This is a genomic window from Microbacterium testaceum, from assembly GCF_020781835.1.
GTDB lineage: Bacteria > Actinomycetota > Actinomycetes > Actinomycetales > Microbacteriaceae > Microbacterium > Microbacterium testaceum_H.
On sequence record NZ_JAJGNJ010000005.1, the window covers coordinates 1 to 21,028 of the forward strand.

A 21,028-nucleotide genomic window follows, 5' to 3' on the forward strand; every position below is an offset into this window, starting at 1 on the left:
CTTCACCGTTCGACTTGCATGTGTTAAGCACGCCGCCAGCGTTCATCCTGAGCCAGGATCAAACTCTCCGTAAAAAAGAAATGCACACCCAACCGGGAAAAACGATCGAGCAGCGAGTTTGAAACTGACCAAAGAGAAACATCATTACTGACGATTCCGAATGCCAACCCCCAAAAGGGCTGGTCTTTGATCCAAAGGAATTCTCACCAGACCAAAAGGCCCGACGAGGAATAAATTGGCATTTGACAAGTGCACGCTGTTGAGTTCTCAAGGAACGGACGCACCCACAGAACCAGCCGTTAAACCGTACCCGTGAGGCAACTTCACTACCTTACACGACCCCCCACCACGTCTCACACTGTGGGACCCAACAAGGGATCAACGTCGTGGAAACCGGTCGAAGACCAGAACCAAAACTCTACACCATCCGGAGCAAGTCTTGGGATCCGTTCACCACTTGAGAGGACGCGGGGCCTTCCGGCCGCTCCGCTCTCCCCTGTGGGGCGAACAAGTAATAACTTACGCCCAACCCACCCACCCGTCCAATCCACACCACACCCCGGGCGTGTCGCACCCCCACACACCCTGAAAAACCGCGGAAAATCAGGCGCCGCGCCGCACCTGGACCACGATGGCGAGGGCGACCGTCAGAACGCCCCACCCCGCGGCGACCCTGGTGAGCACGCCGTAGACCAAGCCCGTGGGATTCAGTTCGATACCTGTCGCCGCCGAACTGACAGCACTCACCGCGGTTGCGCCGACGAGAGCGAGCGGCAAGGAGATCCACCACACGACCCGCACCACGTGCGGAAGCACGCGCGCCGCTGGTTCGGTGCTCCGTCGGGAGAGCCACACGAGCGCGAACGCTGCCAACACTCCGAGTCCCACCACGCCGGACGCGTACTGAAGCCACTTCACGCCCGGGAGCGGGCCCCACTGATCCTCGAGGACCGGCCACACCTGAACCCCGAGCCGATCCTCGTGGGTGAACAGATCCCAGGCGATGTGGGTGACGACACCCATGGCGAGAGAGACCAGCAGCCAGAGCAGACCGATTCCTCCCCCGCCGAGAGTCTCGCGCAGACCCGAGCGGTACCCCGCATCCCACCCGCGCGGCAGCCGAGTGGCAACCCACTGCGGGCAAAGCTCCCGCACGGCCGGTCGCAGCACACACCGCCACACGAGCAGGAGCACCAGCGCCAACGCCGTGGTCGGGAGGAGCCACAAGGGCTCGTGCGTCATGGCGTAGTCCGGGACCATCCCGCGGAGGAACAGCGGGAGGTCAGGCGCCATCGCCCCGATTGCGATGGCCGCCGGCACCAGCCGCGTGCGCACGAAAGGGAGTGCGACGACGGCATGGCTCGGCGTGAAGGGCATCAGCCGACGAAGACTCCGGCCAGTGTCTTCTTGCCTCGACGCAGGACCGATACCCCGCCGGGCAGTGCCCCGGTCACCACCGCGTCGTCGGCCGACACTCGCTCGCCGTCGAGGGAGACGCCGCCCTGGGCGATCGCCCGGCGCGCTTCGCTCAGACTGCTCACGAGTCCGGTCGCAGTCAGGGCGTCGAGCACCGTCGCACCCGAGGGCAACGACGCGTGCGGAAGTTCGTCCAGCGCACTGCGCAGCGTCGCGGCATCCAGTGCCATGAGATCGCCCTGGCCGAACAGCGCCTCGGTCGCCGCGATCACCGCGTCGACGGACTCCGGACCGTGCACCGTCGTCACCACCTCGCGCGCGAGGCGCTTCTGCGCGGCGCGACGGAAAGGCTCCTCGGCCACGAGGCGTTCGTACTCCTCGATCTCCGAGCGCGTGAGGAACGTGAACACCTTCAGCCGCTCGACGACGTCGCGGTCGTCCGTGTTGAGCCAGAACTGGTACATCGCCCACGGGCTGCACATGTCGGCATCCAGCCAGATCGCGTTGCCCTCGCTCTTGCCGAACTTGGTGCCGTCGCTGTTCGTGATCAGTGGCGTGCCGATGGCGTGCACGGAGACGCCCTCGACGCGACGCACCAGGTCGGTGCCGCTGGTGAGGTTCCCCCACTGGTCGCTACCGCCGGTCTGCAGCACACAACCGTACGAGCGGAAGAGCTCCAGGTAGTCCATGCCCTGCAGGATCTGGTAGCTGAACTCGGTGTAGCTGATGCCGGCTTCGGAATTGAGGCGGGCGCTGACGGCGTCCTTCTTGAGCATCGTGCCGACGCGGAAGTGCTTGCCGATCTCGCGCAGGAAGTCGATCGCGCTCAGCGGTGCGGTCCAGTCGAGGTTGTTGACGATGCGCGCGGCGTTGTCGCCCTCGAAGCTGAGGAAGCGCTCGACCTGCGCACGCAGCCGATCCACCCAGGCCGCCACGGTCTCTCGCGTATTGAGCGTGCGCTCCGCCGTCGGGCGAGGATCGCCGATGAGGCCGGTGGATCCCCCCACCAGGCCGAGCGGGCGGTGTCCGGCCAGCTGGAGACGACGCATCGTCAGCAGCTGAACGAGGTTCCCGAGATGCAGGCTCGGTGCCGTCGGATCGAATCCGCAGTAGAACACGATGGGCGGGCCGGAAAGAAGCTCGCGCAACTCGTCCTGATCGGTCGAGACGTGGATCAGACCGCGCCAGAGCAGCTCGTCCCACACCGAATCGAAGGCGGGGTCGTTGGCGGGCTCGAGGGCGCGAACGGAAGGCTCGTCGAAGGGCGCGGACACCCGTTCAGGCTATCAGCGGCGGAGCGACGGCCTCTGTCGCGGACTCGTCATAGGCCGCGCAGACCCCACCACACGATGAATGCGGCTGCCAGCGCGGTTACCCAACTGACGAGGCTGCCGATGAGGAAGTACTCCGCTCGATCACCGTCCTCGCCGTCGCGGGAGATCTCGGGGAAGCGGACGATCCCCTTCGCCGCGAGGACAGCCGCCAGCAGCGTGTAGGCGCCGGCGAGGGTCAGCGCGAAGACGAGGATCCGTTCGAGCGGACCGATCAGTCGACCGCCTTTCAGCGCCGTCGGCGCGTCGCCGGAAGCGGGCAGGACCCGCTCCCCCATCTCGGCGCGCAGGGCGATGCGGACGACCGCGTTGCCGGACTCGAGCAGGAACAGCAGACACCCCGCGATGAGCAGCACGGCATCGAGCGAAACGTCCGCGTGCGGCCCATACGCCTCCCATACCGTGCCCAGGAGTCCCGGGCGGGAGCGCGCCGGCGCGACGACCACGCACGCGGCGACGGCGACGCCGAGGAGGCCCACCGGCCACAGGCCCGCCCGTGCGGGGCCCGATTCCGGCACCACCCACACCCAGATCGCCGCGACCGCGACGGCGAGGATGCCGGCCACGATGGCATCCACCCCGGCCGACACCGCGATCAGCAGGACGCCCGCGACGGCGAAGACCAGAGCGCGGCGATGCACGATCAGTCGGCGCAGCAGGTCCATGCTGCCGACGGCGAGCAGAAGCAGCCCGGCCGCGATCACGATGTCGCCCCCGCGCGCAGAGCCTGGAATCCCTCGACGACGGCGGCGGATCCGGCCGATGCGAGCGCCTGGGACACCGCCGACTGCGTGACGCCCTCTTCGGCGGCCAGATCGCGCTGAGACCGGCCCACGCATCGACCGTACGTCAACCGGCGCGTGCGGTCGCTCATCGACGAGACGAGCTGGTCGCGCGCCAGACCGTAGGCGTTGGCCAGCGCGACACTCTGCACGACGGCGGCATCGGTGCCCTCCGCAGCCTCGAACCAGGTGCGGGCGAAGGGGGCGACGCGCTGTTGGAGCGTCTCCACCCGCTCGACGGCGGTCCGTGCGGCCCACCACGCCGGCCCCTCCGGGATGGTCCTCCCGTCGAGCTCGACGGGGCGCACGTCGCCGAGCCCGACACCGAACCGGCAATCGATTCCGTCCGGCAGGGCCAGCCGCACGAGAAGCAGGGCAGCTGCCGCCGCGCCGATCGTGGGATATTCGCCCTGCAACTCGTCCCCGACGACGGCCGTGAGCGGTGCGAGCGCGAGAGGCGCGTCCGCTTCGGCTCGCGCGACCGTCCGGTGGATCACCTTCTGCGCCTCCGCGCGATCGAGCAACTCGCGAGAGCGGACGATATCGGCGATGACGGTGGCGATCATGTGATCAGCTTATGGCTTATTTTTCATGAGATATAAGTGATCGGCTGATCAAAGACCCAGCGCGTGCGCAGCGGTCTGCGCGCGTGACACGAGTTCCGCACGCTGCTCCGACACGCGTTCGGGTGCTGTCCCGCCTGCGCCCGTCCGGCTCGCGACCGAGCCCTGGATCGTCAACACGCCGCGCACCTCGGGGGTCAGCGCGGGCGAGACGGATGCCAGAAGCGCATCGTCGGCATCCTCGAGGCCGATCCCGCGCTCCTCGCACGCTCGGACCAGAGCGCCGGAGATCTCGTGCGCGTCGCGGAACGCCACGCCCTGCCGCACCAGCCACTCGGCGACGTCGGTGGCGAGCGAGAATCCCTGCGGGGCCAGATCGGCCATGCGGGCGGTGTGGAAACGCAGGGTGGAGATCATTCCCGAGAAGGCAGGCAGAACGAGCTCGAGGGTACGGACGGAGTCGAACACCGGCTCCTTGTCTTCCTGCAAGTCGCGGTTGTACGCCAGAGGAAGCCCCTTGAGCGTGGCGAGCAGACCGGAGAGGTTGCCGATCAGTCGGCCCGCCTTACCCCGGGCCAGCTCGGCGATGTCGGGATTCTTCTTCTGGGGCATGATGCTCGAGCCCGTCGAGTACGCGTCGTCGAGCGTCACGAAGCCGAACTCGCGCGTGTTCCACAGGATCACATCCTCCGCGAGGCGCGACAGGTCGACGCCGATCATCGCGGCGATGAATGCGAACTCGGCCACGACGTCGCGCGACGCCGTCCCGTCGAGGGAGTTCTCGGCCGGCCGCGCGAGGCCCAGTCGGTCCGCCACCAGTTGCGGGTCAAGACCGAGCGTCGCTCCGGCGAGCGCCCCGCCGCCGTACGGCGACACGGACGCACGGGCCGACCAGTCGCGCAGACGCTCGATCCCGCGGACGAAGGCCCACCCGTACGCCTGGAGGTGGTGGGCGAGGAGAACCGGCTGTGCGTGCTGCAGGTGCGTGCGCCCGGGCATGATGGCCGACTCGTGAGCCGCGGCCTGCGAAACCAGCGCGTCGATCAGGCGGAGGAGCTCGCGCGTGATGGTGCGGGAGTGGTCGAGCAGGTACAGACGCACGAGGGTGGCGATCTGATCGTTGCGGCTGCGCCCCGCGCGCAGCTTGCCTCCGAGGGCGGGACCCACCGTCTCGATGAGGACGCGTTCGAGCGCACCGTGCACGTCTTCGTCGCCCGGAGCCGCCACCAAGGTGCCGGCCCGAACGCGGTCGGCCAGGTCGTCGAGACCGGTGTGCATGTCGCGCGCCTCGTCGGCGGACAGATACCCGGCGGCTTCCAGCGCCGCGGCGTGCGCGTGGGAGCCGGAGATGTCGTACAGCGCCAGATCCCAGTCGAAGTGCGTGGAGCGGCTGAGGGCCGCGAGCTCGGGAGAGGGCCCACCGGAGAAACGGGCGCCCCACAGCGCGCCCTCGTTCGTACCCTGGCCGGTCTCGGTGCTCATGTCCCCAGCCTAGCGAGAGCGCCGGACACCGCCCGGCCGCTCACCGCCTCGATGCGGACGGCACGGCATCCGATCGGGAGGGCGGACCCGACACGAGCCGGACGATGCCGTCGACGAGCGCTTCCAGCGGTCCGCGACCGATGAGCAGCGCCCACGCCGTGCAGCCGGCGACGAGTCCGAGGGTCAGCGGCAGGAAGAGCCCCGCGTCGCGCACGCCGAACAGATCGGAGGTGTCGCCGAGCAGGGCGGCGGCGAACAGCGCCCACACCACGATCTGCAGCACGTAGGCGGTCAGCGGCATGGATCCCACGGCACGCAGGGGGATCACCAGCCACCGCACCGGAGTGCGGCACACCAGCAGGCACAGCCCGATCACGGCGACCGCGAAGCCGCCCGATCCCACGACCTCCCCCAGCCCCGACGAGTGCGCCTCGGCGCTCCACACCGCGGCGAGGTACGGGCTCTCCCCCGCCACCTGCTCGCCGGCCACGACCGCGAGCCCGTACCCGAAGGCCGACACCGCAGCACCGATGATCGTGACCAGTGCCTGCACGCGGAGGCGGCGAAGATCGAGACGGCCGAGACCCATTCCCGTCAGGAGGAATGCGATCCACACGGGGAACGGGTACGCCCACCCCACCAACGCCTGCAGCTGCTCTCCCCCGCGACCGCTCCAGATCGCAGCGGAATCGAGGAAGGGAAACGCCCACGGCATGACCGCCGCGACGATCCCGGCCGAGAGGAACAGGCTGCGCGGACGAAGCCCGAGGAACGGCAGCGACAGGGCGAAAAGCAGGGCGTACGCGGGCAGGATCACGTACACGGGCACCCCGGTCATCACCAGCAGGATGCCGATGACCCACAGCAGCGCACCACGCAGAGCCAACCGACCCGCAGCGCGGGCCCGCGCCGACCCCGCCAGCGGCCGTGTCCCGCCGGTGACCAGCGCGATCGAGACGCCCGCGAGCGTGGCGAACAGGATCGACGAACGCCCATTGACGATGTCGAGCCACGTCGACGGCTCCTCGGCGACGAACGCGTCGATCGTCAGCAGATGCGCCGCGAGCATGCCGAGCACGGCGAGCCCGCGGGCCAGATCGATCCCGACGAGCCGGGCGGGGCCGTCGAAACGGCTCCACGCCCGGCGCGTCCGTCGACTCAGTCCTGGCGCAGCAGCCACACCAGAAGGGCCTTCTGCGCGTGCAGCCGGTTCTCGGCCTCGTCCCACACCACGCTCTGCGGGCCGTCGATGACCTCGGCGTCGACCTCGTACCCACGGTCGGCGGGCAGACAGTGGATGAAGATCGCGTCGCCTTCGGCGCGCGCCATGAGGTCGGAGGTCACCTTGAAGCCGCCGAGATCGCGGATGCGCGCGATCTTCTCCTCTTCCTTGCCCATCGACACCCAGGTGTCGGTGACGATGACGTCGGCGCCGGATGCCGCGGCCTCGGGGTCGGTCGTGAGCGTCACGGACCCGCCCGTTGCGCTCGCGATGCGCTCCGCATCCGCGATCACGTCGGGCCGGGGTGCGTAGTCGGCGGGAGAGGCGACGCGCACGTGCATGCCGGCCGTCACCCCGGCGAGGACGTACGAGTGCGCCATGTTGCTGCGTCCGTCGCCGAAGAAGGACAGCGTCAGGCCCTTCAGCTCGCCCTTGTGCTCGCGGATCGTGAGGAGATCGGCGAGCAGCTGGCAGGGGTGGAAGTCGTCGCTGAGCGCGTTGACGACGGGCACCCTCGTTCCGCGTGCCATCTCCTCCAGCCCCGCCTGCGCGTAGGTGCGCCAGACGATCGCAGCGACCTGACGTTCGAGGACGCGCGCGGTGTCGGAGGGGGTCTCCTTGCCACCGAGCTGGCTGTTGGCCGTGGAGATGATCAGCGGCGAGCCGCCCAGATCGGCGATGCCGACGGCGAAGGACACGCGCGTCCGCGTCGACGACTTGTCGAAGATGACGGCGACGGTCTGCGGGCCGGCCAGCGGCTTCTGGGCCCAGCGGTCCTTCTTCAGCTCGATGGCCAGATCGAGGATCTCGGCCTGCTCGGCGGGGGTGAGATCGTCGTCGCGCAGCAGATGGCGGGTCACGCGGGCACTCCTTCGGCCGCCGACGCGGCGGGCTCGTCGATGATGAGGGCGTCGGCGACGGTGTTCAGCGCCGCGCCGAAAAGAGCCAGGAACTCGGTGATCTCGGCATCCCCGACGACCAGAGGAGGAGCGAGGCGGATGGTCTTGTCGTTCGCCGCGTTGACGATGAGCCCGTGCTCCTGCGCCGCGGCCACGACGGCCTTCGCGACGGGGTGGGCGAGCTGGACGCCGAGCAACAGCCCGCGGCCGCGCACACCGGCCACGAGTGATGAGCCCAGGCCCGCGATCCCTGCGCGCAGCTCGGCCTCCCGCCGTGCCGCGTTGTCGACGAGGCCCGCCGACTCGATCTCCTGCAGGACGGCGCCGGCGACGGCCGTCCCCAGGGCGTTGCCGCCGAAGGTGGAACCGTGCGTCCCCGGGAAGAACAGCTCGCTCGCCGCACCGAAGGTGACCAGCGCGCCGATCGGGAACCCGCCGCCGATGCCCTTGGCCACGGTGATGGCGTCGGGGAGGATGCCCGCGTGCTGGAAGGCGAACCACGCACCCGTGCGTCCGGCACCGGTCTGGATCTCGTCCACGATGAGCAGTGCGCCGTGGCGGGACGTGATCTCCCTGGCCGCCTCCAAGAAGCCCTCGGGCAGCTCGACGACACCGGCCTCACCCTGGATGGGCTCGACGATGAACGCGGCGACGCGGTCGTCGACGGCGGCATCCAGAGCTTCGACGGTCGCGTCGATGTGCTCGACGCCGGGCACCATCGGCAGGAAGTCGGCCTGGAGCGCCGGCTTGCCGGTGAGCGCGAGCGCCCCCATCGTGCGCCCGTGGAACCCGCCCTTCAGCGTCAGGATGCGCGTGCGCTCGGTCCCCCGACCGTGCAGCCGCGCGAGCTTGAAGGCCGCCTCGTTGGCCTCGGCGCCCGAATTCGCGAAGTACACGCGACCGGACTCCCCCGTACCGGCGAGGCGCTTCAGCCGCGCGGCGAGGGCGAGCTGCGGCGGCGTGGCGAAGTAGTTGGAGACGTGCGCGAGGGTTGCGGCCTGGGTGGACACGGCCTCGACGAACGTCGGGTGGGCGTGACCGAGGGCGTCGACGGCGATACCGGCGAGGAAATCGAGGTACTTCTTGCCGCCGTCGTCCCACACGTACGCGCCTTCGCCGCGGACGAACAGCGCCATCCGGTCGCCGAAGCTGCGGACCAGATCGCGCCCGGCATCCTCCTGCCACGAAGGAGCGCGCTGCGCGAGAGATTCCTGTGTCGTGTCCGCGTTCACGCGACCACCTCCGTTCCGATTCCTTTGCTGGTGAACAGTTCGACGAGCACCGAGTGCGGCACTCGGCCGTCGATGATCGCGGCCGTGGGGACTCCCCCGTCGACGGCGTCGAGGCACGCCTGCATCTTGGGGATCATCCCCGACTCGAGCTTCGGCACCATCGCGCGCAGCTCGGTCGAGGTCAGGTGCGATACCAGCGAGTCGCGGTTGGGCCAGTCCGCGTACAGTCCGGGCACGTCGGTGAGCACGACGAGCTTCTTCGCGTTGAGCGCGACCGCGAGGGCGGCCGCGGCCGCGTCCGCGTTGACGTTGAGCGAGGTGCCGGGGTTGTCGAGGTCGGGCGCGATCGATGACACGATCGGCACGCGGCCCGCGGCGAGATGGTCGAGCACCGGCTGCGGGTCGACGGTGACGACGTCGCCCACGCGGCCGAGGTCGTGCTCGACGCCGTCGACGACGACACCGCGACGACGGCCGCCGAACAGGCCCGCGTCCTCACCGCTGAGCCCGGTCGCCAGCGGCCCGTGGGCGTTCACCTTCGCGACCAACTGCGGGTTGATCTGCCCGGTGAGGACCATGCGGACGACGCCGATCGCCTCCGTGGAGGTGACGCGGTAACCGCCGCGGAACTCGCTGGGGATGTCGAGCCGGTTGAGCATCGAGGAGATCTGCGGTCCGCCGCCGTGCACGACGACCGGCTTCACCCCGACGTAGCGCAGGTAGGCGATGTCGGCAGCGAAAGCGTCCTGCAGTTCGTCGCTGACCATCGCGTTGCCGCCGTACTTCACCACCACCACCTGGTCGCGGTACTTGCGCACCCACGGGAGGGACTCGACGAGAGTCACAGCCCGTTCGCTTGCTTCGGCCGGATCGGTGTCCTGGATGTCGATGTCGCTCATGAGGAGTAGGCGCTGTTCTCGTGGACGTAGTCGTGCGTGAGGTCGTTGGTGCGGATGGTGGCCGTCGCCTCGCCCACGCGCAGATCGACGATGAGGTCGGTGGCCCGCGGGGTGAGGTCGACGTCCTCGCGCGGGCGGTCGGGGCCGCCGGCGGTGCACACGCGCACGCCGTTCATCCAGACATCGACGTCGTAGGGGTCGAACGCGGCCTGCGTCGTGCCGATCGCGGCGAGCACGCGACCCCAGTTGGCGTCGTTGCCGAAGATCGCGGCCTTGAAGAGGTTGTTCCGCGCGATCGAGCGTCCGACCTCGACGGCGTCGTCCTCGGTCGCGGCGCCGACCACCCGGATGGTGATGTCATGGCTGGCGCCCTCGGCGTCCCCCTGCAGCTGCGCGGCGAGGTCGTCGCACACCGCGGCGAGCGCGGCGGTGAAGTCGTCGGCATCCACCCGGATGCCACTGGCCCCGCTGACCATGAGGGTGACCTGGTCGTTGGTCGACATGCAGCCGTCGGAGTCGAGGCGGTCGAAGCTCACCCGCGTGGCCGCGCGGAGGGCCGCATCGGCCGCGGCCGCGTCGAGCACCGCGTCGGTGGTGAGCACGACGAGCATCGTCGCGAGCCCGGGCGCGAGCATTCCGGCGCCCTTCGCCATCCCGCCGATGCTCCAGCCGTCGCCGCGGTGCACGGCGCGCTTCGGCCGCGAGTCGGTGGTCATGATCGCGAGCGAGGCGTCCTCGCCCCCGTCCTCGGACAGCGCGGCGACCCCCTTCTCGACCCCGTCGAGCACCTTGGCGCGGAAGACCTCGTCTCCCGTGCCGATCAGCCCCGTCGAGCAGACGACGACATCGCCCGCGCCCACACCCAGCAGCTCGGCGGCACGCTCTGCCGTCTGGTGCGTGGTCTGGAAGCCGAACGACCCGGTGAAGCAGTTGGCTCCGCCGGAGTTCAGCACGATCGCCTCGACGACCCCGTCGCGCACGACCTGCTCCGACCAGAGGATCGGGTTGGCCTTGGCCCGGTTCGACGTGAAGACCGCCGTCCCCACCTTGAGCGGCCCACGGTTGACCACCACGGCGACATCGCGCGCGCCGGTCGACTTCAGGCCGACGGCGACCCCGGCCGCCTCGAATCCTGCGGGGACGGTCACGCTCACGGGGCGACTCCGTTCGTCGGAAGCGCCGTGGTCTCGGCGAGACCCAGCGCGATGTTCATGGACTGCACCGCGGCTCCCGCGGTGCCCTTCACCAGATTGTCGACGGCCGTGACCACCACCACCCGGTTCGCCGCGCGGTCGATCGCCAGCCCCATCGACGCGACGTTGGCCCCCAGCACGTCGGCGGTGCGAGGGAAGACCCCCGCGGGAAGCACCTCGACGAAGGGCTCGCCGGCGTAGGCGGCCTCCCACGCGGCTCGGATCTCGGCATCCGTCACCCCCTCACGGATGGGTGCCGAGGACGTGGCGAGGATCCCGCGCGCCATCGGAACCAGGACGGGGGTGAAGGAGATCCGGATGCCGTCGGCAGGCGCTCCGGCCGCGGCCAGCGCCTGGCGGATCTCGGGAATGTGCCGGTGGGTGCCGCCGACCGCGTAGGGATTCGCCGTGCCCAGGATCTCGCTGGCCAGCAGGTTGGTCTTGGCGGCCTTGCCGGCACCGCTGGGTCCGACCGCCAGCACCGAGACGATGTCACCCGCGTCGATGACCCCGGCGGCCACGCCCGGGGCGAGCGAGAGCGAGACCGTGGAGGCGTTGCATCCGGGAGCCGCGATCCGAGCGGCATCCCGCAACAGGTCTCGCTGCTTGCCGCCGGCCACCGGCAGCTCCGGCACGCCATAGGCCCAGGGCTCCGCGTGCTCTCCGCCGTAGAACGCGGACCAGTCGGCGGTCGAGGTGAGCCGGTGGTCCGCTCCGGCGTCGATGACGAGGGGGGTGTCTCCCAGGGACTCGGTGTAGACCGCCGATTGCCCGTGCGGCAGAGCCAGGAACACCACGTCGTGCCCGGCGAGGACCTCGGGTGTTGTCGCCTGCAGTTCGAGGTGAGCGAGCGAACGCAGGTGCGGCTGATGGGCGATCAGCGGCTGACCGGCGCTGGAGTGCGCGGTCACGGTTCGGATCTCGACGTCGGGATGATCGGCGAGCAGGCGAAGGATCTCGCCGCCCGCATAGCCGGAGGCGCCGGAGACGGCGACCGAGAGGGTCATGGATCCACCTTAGGAGTCGGGGCTGTGGCTGCAATCAGCGTGAACCGGGGCGGCGACGCCCGTATGCCCGACCGACGGCGGGTTACGAGGTCGCCGAAACTCGGCGTGCGACCCGACGTCGACGCGCGGCAACGGTGCTCACGGAGAGCTCCTCGTTGCGAACGACGATCGACGACATTCCGCGAGAGTATCCGTCGCGACCGGACCGGGGCAAATCCGCGCAGGCAAGCCCCGGTCACGGCGCGCGGAGACGGCACACAGGGACATCTCGCAGCTTGTCCCCCATTTGGGGGACAAATTCGCGATATGCTCATGGCACCTGCCCTCATCGCCGACCACTTCCGACTGCCCCCTCGTCGGCGATGAGGGCAGGCACGTTCCCGGCCCGCCGTCCGCGGATCAGGCGCCCGGTTCGCCGTCGCGGATGGCGGCGCCGAATCGCTCGGCCGCCACGGCGACGCCGGCCAGCTTGGCATCCGTCGCCTCCGCCGCCGTCAGCGTGCGATCGTCGGCGCGGAAGCGCAGCGCGAAGGTCAGACTCTTGACGCCCTCCGCGACCCCCGGCCCGCGGTAATCGTCGACCAGTCGCACGCCCTCGACGAGCGGCGCACCGCCTTCGAGCAGAGCCGCCCGCACCTCGCCCGCGGGCACCTCGACGGCAACGACCACGGAGACGTCCTGCGTCGCCGCCGGGAACCCGGACAGGGATGCCGCGACCACGCGCCCCTGCGCGCGTTCGAGCAGCGCATCGAGGTCGAGCTCCGCCACCAGCACGCGCCCCGGCAGATCGGCCGCCGCAGCCACCGTCGGGAGGAGTTCGCCGACGTAGCCGACGTCGACCCCCGCGACGAGGACGCGAGCGGTCCGGCCCGGGTGCAACGCCGCGCGCTGCGCCTGGACGAGCTCGATGTCGACACCCGCCGCACCGGCGAGCACACGCACCGCGTCGACCGCGTCGGCCAGCTCAGCGGGAACGGCGGCCTGGCCGGGCTGCTTGGCGACGAGGTGGCCGGTCAGCAACACGGCCACGTGACGGCGCTGCGGCGGGATCGAGGCATCCAGCGCCGTCAGGGTCGCCGCGTCCGGACGCACCGCGAGCGGCGGCACCGACGCCGTGCCGTACTGCACCCCGGGCTTGGGCAGGAAGACAGTGCCGGTCTCGAACAGCGCGAGGTCGACGATGCCGCGGGAGAGATTGCGGTGCGCCACCTGGAGAAGACCCGGAACCAGCGAACGCCGGAGGAACGGGGCCAAACCATCGAGCGGGTTGGCGAGCTTGACGCTCGGAAGGGTCTCGCCGGATGGCGAACCATGGAGGTCGTTCTGCTCCGCCGTGGTGAACGGGAACGACGGCGTCTCGACGAAGCCGGCGGCCGCCAACGCAGTGGACACGCGGCGACGACCCTGCTGAGCCGTGGTGAGCCCGCGTCCGGAGGGCGGGGTGGGCAACACCGACGGGATCCGGTCGTACCCCTCGATGCGCGCCACCTCTTCGGCGAGCGTCCACTTGTCGGTGAGATCGGGCCGCCAGGACGGTGGCACCACGTCCCACCCCGCGTCGCTCCGGTCGACGGTGCAGCCGATCAGGCGCAGCGCGCGCTCGATCTCGTCGTCGGTGTAGTCGACGCCGATGAGTCCTCCGACGAAGCCCGGGGGCAGCGCGATCGACTCACGCGCATACTGCTCGGCGAGCGACCCGCCCAGGTCGGTGTCCAGTGTTCCCCCGGCGAGCTCGACCATCAGGGTGGCCACGCGCTCGGCGGCGACGAAGGCCACGAGCGGGTCGACGCCGCGTTCGAAACGACGGGAGGCCTCGGAGGGCAGCTTGTGGCGACGAGCGGTCCGGGCGATGGAGACCTGGTCGAAGGTCGCCGCCTCGATCAAGACGTTCCGCGTCCGGTCGCTCATCTCGGTCGGACCACCGCCCATGACGCCGGCGAGGCCGATCGGACCGGACTCGTCGGTGATGAGGAGGTCTTCGCCGTGCAGCGTGCGCACCTGCCCGTCGAGGGTTTCGAGCTTCTCCCCCGGCGTCGCACGGCGCACGGTGATGCCGCCCTCGAGGCGATCGAGGTCGTAGCCGTGGATCGGCTGGCCGAGCTCGAGCATCACGTAATTGGTGATGTCGATCAGGACACCGAGCGAGCGGATGCCGGCCAGCGACAGACGCGTCATCATCCAGGGCGGCGTGGGGCGCGAGGGATCGACGTCACGCACGATCCGCGCGACGAACTGACTGGCGCCGACGCGGCCGCGGATCGGGGCCGCGTCCTCGACGGCGATCGGGAATCCTTGCGGCGTACGATCGCGGGCGGCGGCGTGGCCCGCGCCGGGGTCGCGGAAGTCCGCACCGGTGGCGTGGGAGTACTCGCGCGCCACGCCGCGCAACGACAGCGCATAGCCGCGGTCGGGCGTGACGTTGATCTCCACGGCGATGTCGTCCAGGCCGAGCAGGGCGATCGCGTCCGTCCCCACCGGCGCATCGATGCCGAGGTCGACCAGGCGCAGGATGCCGGAGTGCTCGCTGCCGAGGCCGAGCTCCTTCGCCGAGGCGATCATGCCGTCGGAGACGTGGCCGTACGTCTTGCGCGCGGCGATCGGGAACGGCCCGGGAAGCACCGACCCCGGAAGGGTCACCACGACCTTGTCGCCCGCGAAGAAGTTCGACGCACCGCACACGATGCCGCGCACGCCGCCGTGCTCGTCGCCGACGTCGACCTGGCACCACCGGATCGTCTTTCCGTTGGACTGGGGTTCGGGGGTGAACTCCCTCACCTCGCCGACGACGATGGGTCCGCTGAGCTCGAAGCGGTGCACGTCCTCTTCTTCGAACCCGACGGACACCAGCGCCGCCAGGACGTCGTCCGGCGTGGCATCCGCCGGCACGTCGACGTATTCGCGCAACCAGGAGAGCGGGACGCGCATCAGACCACCATTCCGAACTGTTCGCTGAAGCGGACATCGCCCTCGGCCATGTCGCGCATGTCTTGCACGTCGCTGCGGAACATGAGCGTGCGCTCGATGCCCATCCCGAAGGCGAAGCCCGAGTACTCCTCGGGGTCGATGCCCGCGGCGCGCAGCACATTGGGGTTCACCATTCCGCAGCCGCCCCACTCGATCCAGCGCGCTCCGCCCTTGAAGGTGGGGTGCCACAGATCGAGCTCGGCGCTCGGCTCGGTGAACGGGAAGAAGTTGGCGCGGAAGCGCGTCTTGGCCTCGGGGCCGAACAGCACGCGGGCCGCGTGGTCGAGCGTGCCCTTGAGGTGGGCCATCGTGATCCCCTTATCGACGACGAGGCCCTCGAACTGCGTGAACACCGGGAGGTGCGTCGCGTCGAATTCATCGGTGCGGTACACCCGACCCGGGCACAGCACGTAGATCGGGAGCTCTCGCTCGAGCATCGACCGCACCTGCACGGGGCTGGTGTGCGTACGCATCACCAGGTGGCGGGCGACGGGGTCGACGAAGAACGTGTCCTGCATCTGCCGCGCCGGGTGGTCGACGTCGAAGTTCAGCGCGTCGAAGTTGAACCACTCGTGCTCGAGTTCGGGGCCTTCGGCGATCTCCCATCCCATGCCGACGAAGATGTCGGACACCTGCTCCTGGAGCAGGGAGATCGGATGCCGTGCGCCGATACGTGCGCGCTGCGGCAGCGCCGTGACGTCGACGCGCTCGGCCTCCAGTCGGGCGGCGGTCTCGGCTGCGGCGAGCTCGCCCTCGCGCGCGGCGAACGCCTGGTTCACGCGGCCCCGCGCCTGGCCGACCAGCTTGCCGAACTCGGCCTTGTTCTCGGGGGCGACGTTGCGCAGCTGGGCGTTGAGACGCGCCAGGGGCGATTGCTCCCCGGCGTGCGCGGAGCGGGCGGCCTTCAGGTCGGCCGTGGTCGCGGCGTCGGCGATGGCCGCGAGCGCGGCGTCGACGGCCGAGGCGACAGCCTCTGGGGTGATCTCGGGTGCGTCAGACACGAGAACCGAGTCTACCGACGGGCGAGGACACTCCCCCGCCCGTCGGGGGTGTCATTCCTGGCCGGGTCCCCCGCGCTGGGCAACGATCAGTGCGGTGTCGGTGCCGCCCTGCTGCGCCACCGGCGCGGCCGCTGCCACCCCGGCGACGCGCGGGGAACGGCGCAGCCGCTTCTCGACGAGGGTCGCCACGAACGACAGCAGCAGACACAGGGCGATGTAGATGGCGCCCACGACGATGGTCGCCGGGACGATCGGAGAGCCCACGACGGGCTGCGCCCCGATGTACTTGGCGTAGAACAGCAGTTCCGGGTAGGTGATGACGAAGCCCAGCGCCGTGTCCTTGAGCGTCACGACGAGCTGGGCGATGATCACGGGCATCATGGCCCGGATCGCCTGTGGCAGAAGGATCAGGCGCATGACGCCGGCCTTGCGCAGGCCGATGGCGTACCCGGCCTCTGCCTGACCGCGGGGCAGTGACTCCACGCCGGCGCGGATGACCTCCGCGAGCACGGACCCGTTGTAGCAGACGAGCGCGATGACGACCGCCCAGTACGGCTCCATACGGATGCCGATGACGGGGAAGCCGTAGTAGAGCAGGAACATGAACACCAGCACCGGAATGGCGCGGAACACCTCGATGACCGCGGTGAACGGTCGGCGCACCCAGGCGTGGTCGGACAACCGGCCGATGGACAGGACGAATCCGAGCGCGAGCGCCCCGATCGCGGCCGCACCGAAAGCCGCCAGCGTCGCCAGCGTCGCATCGAGAATGCTCGTCCACACGTTGGTGTAGGTGAAGGCCGACCACTTCTTCGCGGTGAACTGCCCGGTGTCGGCCAGACGCCACACGAAGAAGCCGACGATCGCGAGCACGACCAGGACCGTGAGAACTCCGAGGATCCGGTTGCGGACGATTGCCCTGGGACCGGGGACGTCGTACAGGACGCTGCTCATCGGGCGACCCTCCATCGGTTCTCGAGCGTTCGCTGCAGCCACGACAGCAGCAGGACGAGCGCGACGAAGATGACCATCACCCACAGGATGACGATGAACGCGTTCTCTCCGCGTTCGCTCAGGTAGTTGCGGACGGAGCCGAGGTTCACGATCGAGAAGCCGGCGGCGACCGTGGTGTTCTTCAGAAGGGCGATGAAGACGCTCATCATCGGGGGAATGACCGATCGGAACGCCTGCGGCAGGACGATGAGCGACATCACCTGGCCGAAGGTCAGCCCGAGCGCCCGCGCCGCCTCCGCCTGACCGATCGGGACGGTGTTGACACCGGATCGAATGGCCTCTGCGACATAGGTGGCGGTGTAGATGCCCAGTGCACAGATGCCGAGGGTCAGCGAGACGTCACCGGTCAAGCGAAGTCCGAGAAGCGGCGGAAGGGCGAAGACGAAGGCGAAGAACACCAGCGTCAGTGGGGTGTTGCGAATGACGCTGACATAGAAGGTGCCCACGCCCCGTGCGATCGGTACGGGCGAGACACGCATCGCGCCCACGATGATGCCGAGGACGAGGGCGAGGGCGCCGCCGGCGAAGAAGAGCACGAGCGTGCCGACGAGCGCCTCGCTCCAGATGTCGAGGTTGTCCGTGATGACACCCATGCGTGGTCCTTGTCTCGGGAGGGGTTCGGGGGCGGCGCCACGCCGCCCCCGAACGGGTCACTCGTCGGCGGTGGGCTGCTCGCCCTCGATGCCGGCCGGCGCGAGGTTCTTGTCGAACAGCGCGGTCCAGACGTCGCCGCCGTCATTGAAGAGCGCGTTGATGTGGTCCTTCAGGACGGTGTCGCCCTTCGGAACGCCCACGCCGTAGCGCTCTTCGCTGAAGGTCTCTCCGGCGATCTTGAAGGTCTCCGGCTCCTGTGCGACGTAGCCGGCCAGGATCGCCTGGTCGGTGGTGACCGCGTCCACCGAGCCGGCGCGGAGCTGCTCGAGGCACTGCGTGTACGTGTCGTACTCGACCGTGTCGCCGGGCGCGTACTCGTCGCGGATCCGCTGCAGCGGGGTCGAGCCGGTCACCGAGCAGACGATCTTGCCCGCGAGGTCGTCCGGGCTCGAGATGCTGTCGTCATCGGCGGCGACCAACAGGCCCTGACCGGTGATCAAGTACGGGCCGGCGAAGTCGATGGACTCTTTGCGCTTGTCGGTGATCGAGTAGGTGCCGACGTAGTAGTCGATGTTCCCGTTGACCAGCTCCTGCTCGCGGTTCGCCGACGGGATCGTCTTGTACTCGATCTTGTCGGCGTCGAAGCCGAGCGACGCAGCGATCCACTGGGCGATCTCGACGTCGAAGCCGCCGCGCTCGTCCGTGATGGGGTCCTTGTAGCCGAGGCCGGGCTGGTCCTCCTTCACACCGACGACCACCTTGTCCGCAGAGACCATGCGGTCGTACGTCGGGCTGCCGTCGAGGGAGACGTCCGAGGCGACCTCCCAGAGCTGCGTGGAGTCGGAGCCGCCGTCGGTGCCGTCGGCGCCGGGAGCCGCTCCGGGGCTTCCGCTGTTGCAGGCGGTCAGGGCCAACAGGCCGGCCGCGACGATGCTCGCGCCGGCGAGGAAGCGTGTCTTGCGCATGTGATGTCTCCTTGGTTACGTGTGCTGTGCGGAGGGGATACGGGGGAACGGCACGTCTTCGGCCGGAGGCGATGGGCAGGGGAACACCGTCGTTCCACGCCGGATTCAGTGGGTGATCAGCTTCGAGAGGAAATCCTTCGCGCGGTCGGACTCGGGATGGGTGAAGAACTGCTCGGGCGCGGCCTGCTCCACGATCTGCCCGTCGGCCATGAAGACGACGCGGTTGGCGGCCTTGCGGGCGAAGCCCATCTCGTGGGTCACGACGATCATCGTCATTCCGTCGGCCGCCAGGCCCACCATGACGTCGAGGACCTCGTTGATCATCTCCGGGTCCAGTGCCGAAGTCGGCTCGTCGAAGAGCATGACCTTCGGCTTCATCGCGAGCGCCCGGGCGATCGCGACACGCTGCTGTTGACCGCCCGAGAGCTGAGCCGGGAGCTTGTCGGCCTGGTGCCCGACGCCGACGCGATCCAGGAGCGCGCGCGCTTCCTTCTCGGCATCCGCCTTCTTCATCTTGCGGACCTTGATGGGACCGAGCGTGACGTTCTCGAGGATCGTCAGGTGGGCGAACAGGTTGAAGGACTGGAACACCATGCCGACGTCGGCACGGAGTTCGGCCAGGCCTTTTCCTTCTTTCGGAAGTTCTCTGCCGTCGATGGTGATCGAGCCGCTCGTGATCGTCTCGAGGCGGTTGATGGTGCGGCAGAGGGTCGACTTGCCCGAGCCGGACGGCCCGATGACGACGACGACCTCACCACGCTCGACCGAGAGGTCGATGTCCTTGAGCGCCTGGAACTGCCCATAGTGCTTCTGGACGCCAGAAAGGACGACGAGGGGCTCGAGGCCCGCCGGGGGAACGGATGCCATTCCCCCACCCTATGAGACGGCCGAGACAGCGACCACATCGACGAGGGCGCCTTAACCGATCTGTAACAGCGGGTGAATCACCCCGCGCGCTGGGCGAAGGCGGTCTCGTAGAGGCAGACGCTCGCCGCTGTGGCGAGATTGAGCGACTCGGCGCGGCCGTAGATGGGCAGACGCAGAGCGAGGTCCGCTTGGGCGAGCGCCGACTCCTCGAGCCCCCGCGCTTCATTTCCGAACAGCCACGCCGTCGGTTCCGACAGCAGCCCGCGGGAGGCGACGAAGTCCTGACCTCCGACATCAGCCGCCACGACGCGCAGTCCCGCCTCATGCACGCGCTCGATGACATCGTCCAGCTCGAGGTCGACAGCCACGGGGAGGTGGAACAGAGAACCGGTGGTGGAGCGCACCACCTTGGGGTTGTACGGGTCGACCGTGCGCCCCGTGAGGATCACGGCATCCGCTCCGGCGGCATCGGCGGCGCGGATGATGGTGCCGAGGTTGCCGGGATCGCGCACCTCCTCGCAGATGGCGAGCAGCCGTGGTCCGGCAGACAGGACGTCCTTCAAAGCCGTCGGCGACTGCCGAGCCACGGCGACGATGCCCTGCGGGGTGACGGTGTCGGCCATGGCATCCAGGACCGTCTCGGTCGTGTACTGCAGGTCGACGCCCGCGTCGACGGCGGCGTCGCGCACGTCGGCGTGCTTCTCGAGCGCCGTCGGAGTGGCGTAGAGCTCGAGCACGGTCTCGGGCGCCCACGCGAGGGCTTCGCGAGCGGCCTGCGGCCCCTCGAGGAGAAACAGACCTGTCTCCTGCCGAGCCGCGCGTTTGCTCAGCTTGGCCACGGCGCGCACCCGCGGCGAACGAGGGTTCTCCAGCACGCCCCCAGTGTATGACGCCACCGGCATGCGCCAGGGACGAGCGGAGAAACGCCGAACGGGCGCCCTCCGAGGAGGGCGCCCGTTCGTGAGGTGCGTATTACGCGGACTTGGCAGCGTTCACGTCGCTGGGCAGCGCGGCCTTGGCCGTCGCGACGAGCGAGGCGAACACGGCGGGCTCGTTCACCGCGAGCTCGGCGAGCATACGGCGGTCGACCTGCACACCCGCGAGGCCGAGGCCCTGGATGAAGCGGTTGTAGGTGAGGCCGTTCTGACGGCTCGCGGCGTTGATGCGCTGAATCCACAGACGACGGAAGTCGCCCTTGCGCTTGCGACGGTCGCGGTACGCGTAGACGAGCGAGTGGGTGACCTGCTCCTTCGCCTTGCGGTACAGGCGCGAACGCTGACCCCGGTAACCGGAGGCGCGCTCGAGGATGACGCGACGCTTCTTGTGGGCGTTGACGGCCCGCTTGACTCTAGCCATGACTGTTCTTCCTTAAATCTCGCGGACGCTCAGATGCCGAGCAGCTTCTTGGCGACCTTGGCGTCACCGGGCGCGAGGATCTTGTCCGCCGACAGACGACGGGTGCGCTTGGTGGGCTTGCCCTCGAAGTTGTGGCGGAGGTTCGCCTGCTGCTTCTTGATCTTTCCGCTGCCGGTGACCTTGAAGCGCTTCTTGGCACCCGAGTGGGTCTTCTGCTTCGGCATGTCTCTTCCTTCGTTGT

Annotated in this window: 20 protein-coding genes and 1 rRNA gene; all 21 read right to left on the reverse strand. The window is 69.2% G+C overall.

Going from position 1 to position 21,028, the window contains the following annotated elements:
- Positions 1-74, reverse strand: a 16S ribosomal RNA gene (locus LL239_RS08500); the annotation flags it as partial.
- Between the two features lie 529 nt (positions 75-603).
- On the reverse strand, positions 604-1,377 hold the full coding sequence (locus LL239_RS08505) for a DUF4184 family protein (protein ID WP_228163005.1): 774 nt from the start codon (positions 1,375-1,377) through the stop codon (positions 604-606).
- Complete coding sequence (gene tyrS, locus LL239_RS08510) at positions 1,377-2,690, reverse strand: tyrosine--tRNA ligase (protein ID WP_228163006.1); 1,314 nt, start codon at positions 2,688-2,690, stop codon at positions 1,377-1,379. The genes LL239_RS08505 and tyrS overlap by 1 nt, the downstream gene beginning before the upstream one ends.
- 47 nt (positions 2,691-2,737) lie before the next feature.
- Complete coding sequence (locus tag LL239_RS08515) at positions 2,738-3,451, reverse strand: hypothetical protein (protein ID WP_228163007.1); 714 nt, start codon at positions 3,449-3,451, stop codon at positions 2,738-2,740.
- A complete protein-coding gene (locus LL239_RS08520; protein WP_228163008.1) occupies positions 3,448-4,095 on the reverse strand; it encodes a SatD family protein in 648 nt (215 codons plus the stop codon). The genes LL239_RS08515 and LL239_RS08520 overlap by 4 nt, the downstream gene beginning before the upstream one ends.
- Before the next feature lie 48 nt (positions 4,096-4,143).
- Positions 4,144-5,574 (reverse strand): argininosuccinate lyase, encoded by a 1,431-nt coding sequence (argH, locus tag LL239_RS08525; protein ID WP_228163009.1) that lies wholly within the window; start codon positions 5,572-5,574, stop codon positions 4,144-4,146.
- A gap of 40 nt (positions 5,575-5,614) precedes the next feature.
- Positions 5,615-6,754: a heparan-alpha-glucosaminide N-acetyltransferase domain-containing protein gene (locus LL239_RS08530; protein ID WP_228163010.1), complete on the reverse strand. Its 1,140-nt coding sequence runs from the start codon at positions 6,752-6,754 to the stop codon at positions 5,615-5,617.
- Complete coding sequence (gene argF, locus LL239_RS08535) at positions 6,733-7,656, reverse strand: ornithine carbamoyltransferase (protein WP_228163011.1); 924 nt, start codon at positions 7,654-7,656, stop codon at positions 6,733-6,735. Before argF ends, LL239_RS08530 begins: the two co-directional genes overlap by 22 nt.
- Entirely contained in the window at positions 7,653-8,927 is a 1,275-nt protein-coding gene (locus LL239_RS08540) for an acetylornithine transaminase (protein ID WP_228163012.1), read from the reverse strand. The genes argF and LL239_RS08540 overlap by 4 nt, the downstream gene beginning before the upstream one ends.
- On the reverse strand, positions 8,924-9,826 hold the full coding sequence (argB, locus tag LL239_RS08545; RefSeq protein WP_228163013.1) for an acetylglutamate kinase: 903 nt from the start codon (positions 9,824-9,826) through the stop codon (positions 8,924-8,926). The genes LL239_RS08540 and argB overlap by 4 nt, the downstream gene beginning before the upstream one ends.
- Positions 9,823-10,980, reverse strand: a complete 1,158-nt coding sequence (argJ, locus tag LL239_RS08550) for a bifunctional glutamate N-acetyltransferase/amino-acid acetyltransferase ArgJ (RefSeq protein ID WP_228163014.1) — start codon at positions 10,978-10,980, stop codon at positions 9,823-9,825. Before argJ ends, argB begins: the two co-directional genes overlap by 4 nt.
- The gene (argC, locus tag LL239_RS08555) at positions 10,977-12,026 is read right to left on the reverse strand and encodes an N-acetyl-gamma-glutamyl-phosphate reductase (RefSeq protein ID WP_228163015.1); all 1,050 of its coding nucleotides are present in this window, start codon (positions 12,024-12,026) and stop codon (positions 10,977-10,979) included. The genes argJ and argC overlap by 4 nt, the downstream gene beginning before the upstream one ends.
- A 399-nt stretch (positions 12,027-12,425) precedes the next feature.
- The gene (gene pheT, locus LL239_RS08560; protein ID WP_228163016.1) at positions 12,426-14,951 is read right to left on the reverse strand and encodes a phenylalanine--tRNA ligase subunit beta; all 2,526 of its coding nucleotides are present in this window, start codon (positions 14,949-14,951) and stop codon (positions 12,426-12,428) included.
- A complete protein-coding gene (pheS, locus tag LL239_RS08565) occupies positions 14,951-15,991 on the reverse strand; it encodes a phenylalanine--tRNA ligase subunit alpha (protein ID WP_228163017.1) in 1,041 nt (346 codons plus the stop codon). The genes pheT and pheS overlap by 1 nt, the downstream gene beginning before the upstream one ends.
- A gap of 51 nt (positions 15,992-16,042) precedes the next feature.
- Positions 16,043-16,945 carry an amino acid ABC transporter permease gene (locus LL239_RS08570; RefSeq protein ID WP_228163018.1) on the reverse strand — a complete coding sequence of 301 codons (903 nt, stop codon included), beginning with the start codon at positions 16,943-16,945 and terminating at the stop codon, positions 16,043-16,045.
- Complete coding sequence (locus LL239_RS08575; protein ID WP_228163019.1) at positions 16,942-17,598, reverse strand: amino acid ABC transporter permease; 657 nt, start codon at positions 17,596-17,598, stop codon at positions 16,942-16,944. Before LL239_RS08575 ends, LL239_RS08570 begins: the two co-directional genes overlap by 4 nt.
- 57 nt (positions 17,599-17,655) lie before the next feature.
- A complete protein-coding gene (locus LL239_RS08580; protein ID WP_228163020.1) occupies positions 17,656-18,564 on the reverse strand; it encodes a glutamate ABC transporter substrate-binding protein in 909 nt (302 codons plus the stop codon).
- 105 nt (positions 18,565-18,669) lie between these two features.
- Positions 18,670-19,431 carry an amino acid ABC transporter ATP-binding protein gene (locus LL239_RS08585; RefSeq protein ID WP_228163021.1) on the reverse strand — a complete coding sequence of 254 codons (762 nt, stop codon included), beginning with the start codon at positions 19,429-19,431 and terminating at the stop codon, positions 18,670-18,672.
- Between the two features lie 77 nt (positions 19,432-19,508).
- Positions 19,509-20,306 carry a TrmH family RNA methyltransferase gene (locus LL239_RS08590; protein ID WP_228163022.1) on the reverse strand — a complete coding sequence of 266 codons (798 nt, stop codon included), beginning with the start codon at positions 20,304-20,306 and terminating at the stop codon, positions 19,509-19,511.
- Between the two features lie 97 nt (positions 20,307-20,403).
- Entirely contained in the window at positions 20,404-20,787 is a 384-nt protein-coding gene (rplT, locus tag LL239_RS08595) for a 50S ribosomal protein L20 (protein WP_228163023.1), read from the reverse strand.
- 29 nt (positions 20,788-20,816) lie between these two features.
- Complete coding sequence (gene rpmI, locus LL239_RS08600) at positions 20,817-21,011, reverse strand: 50S ribosomal protein L35 (RefSeq protein ID WP_005048908.1); 195 nt, start codon at positions 21,009-21,011, stop codon at positions 20,817-20,819.
- Between the last annotated feature and the right edge of the window lie 17 nt (positions 21,012-21,028).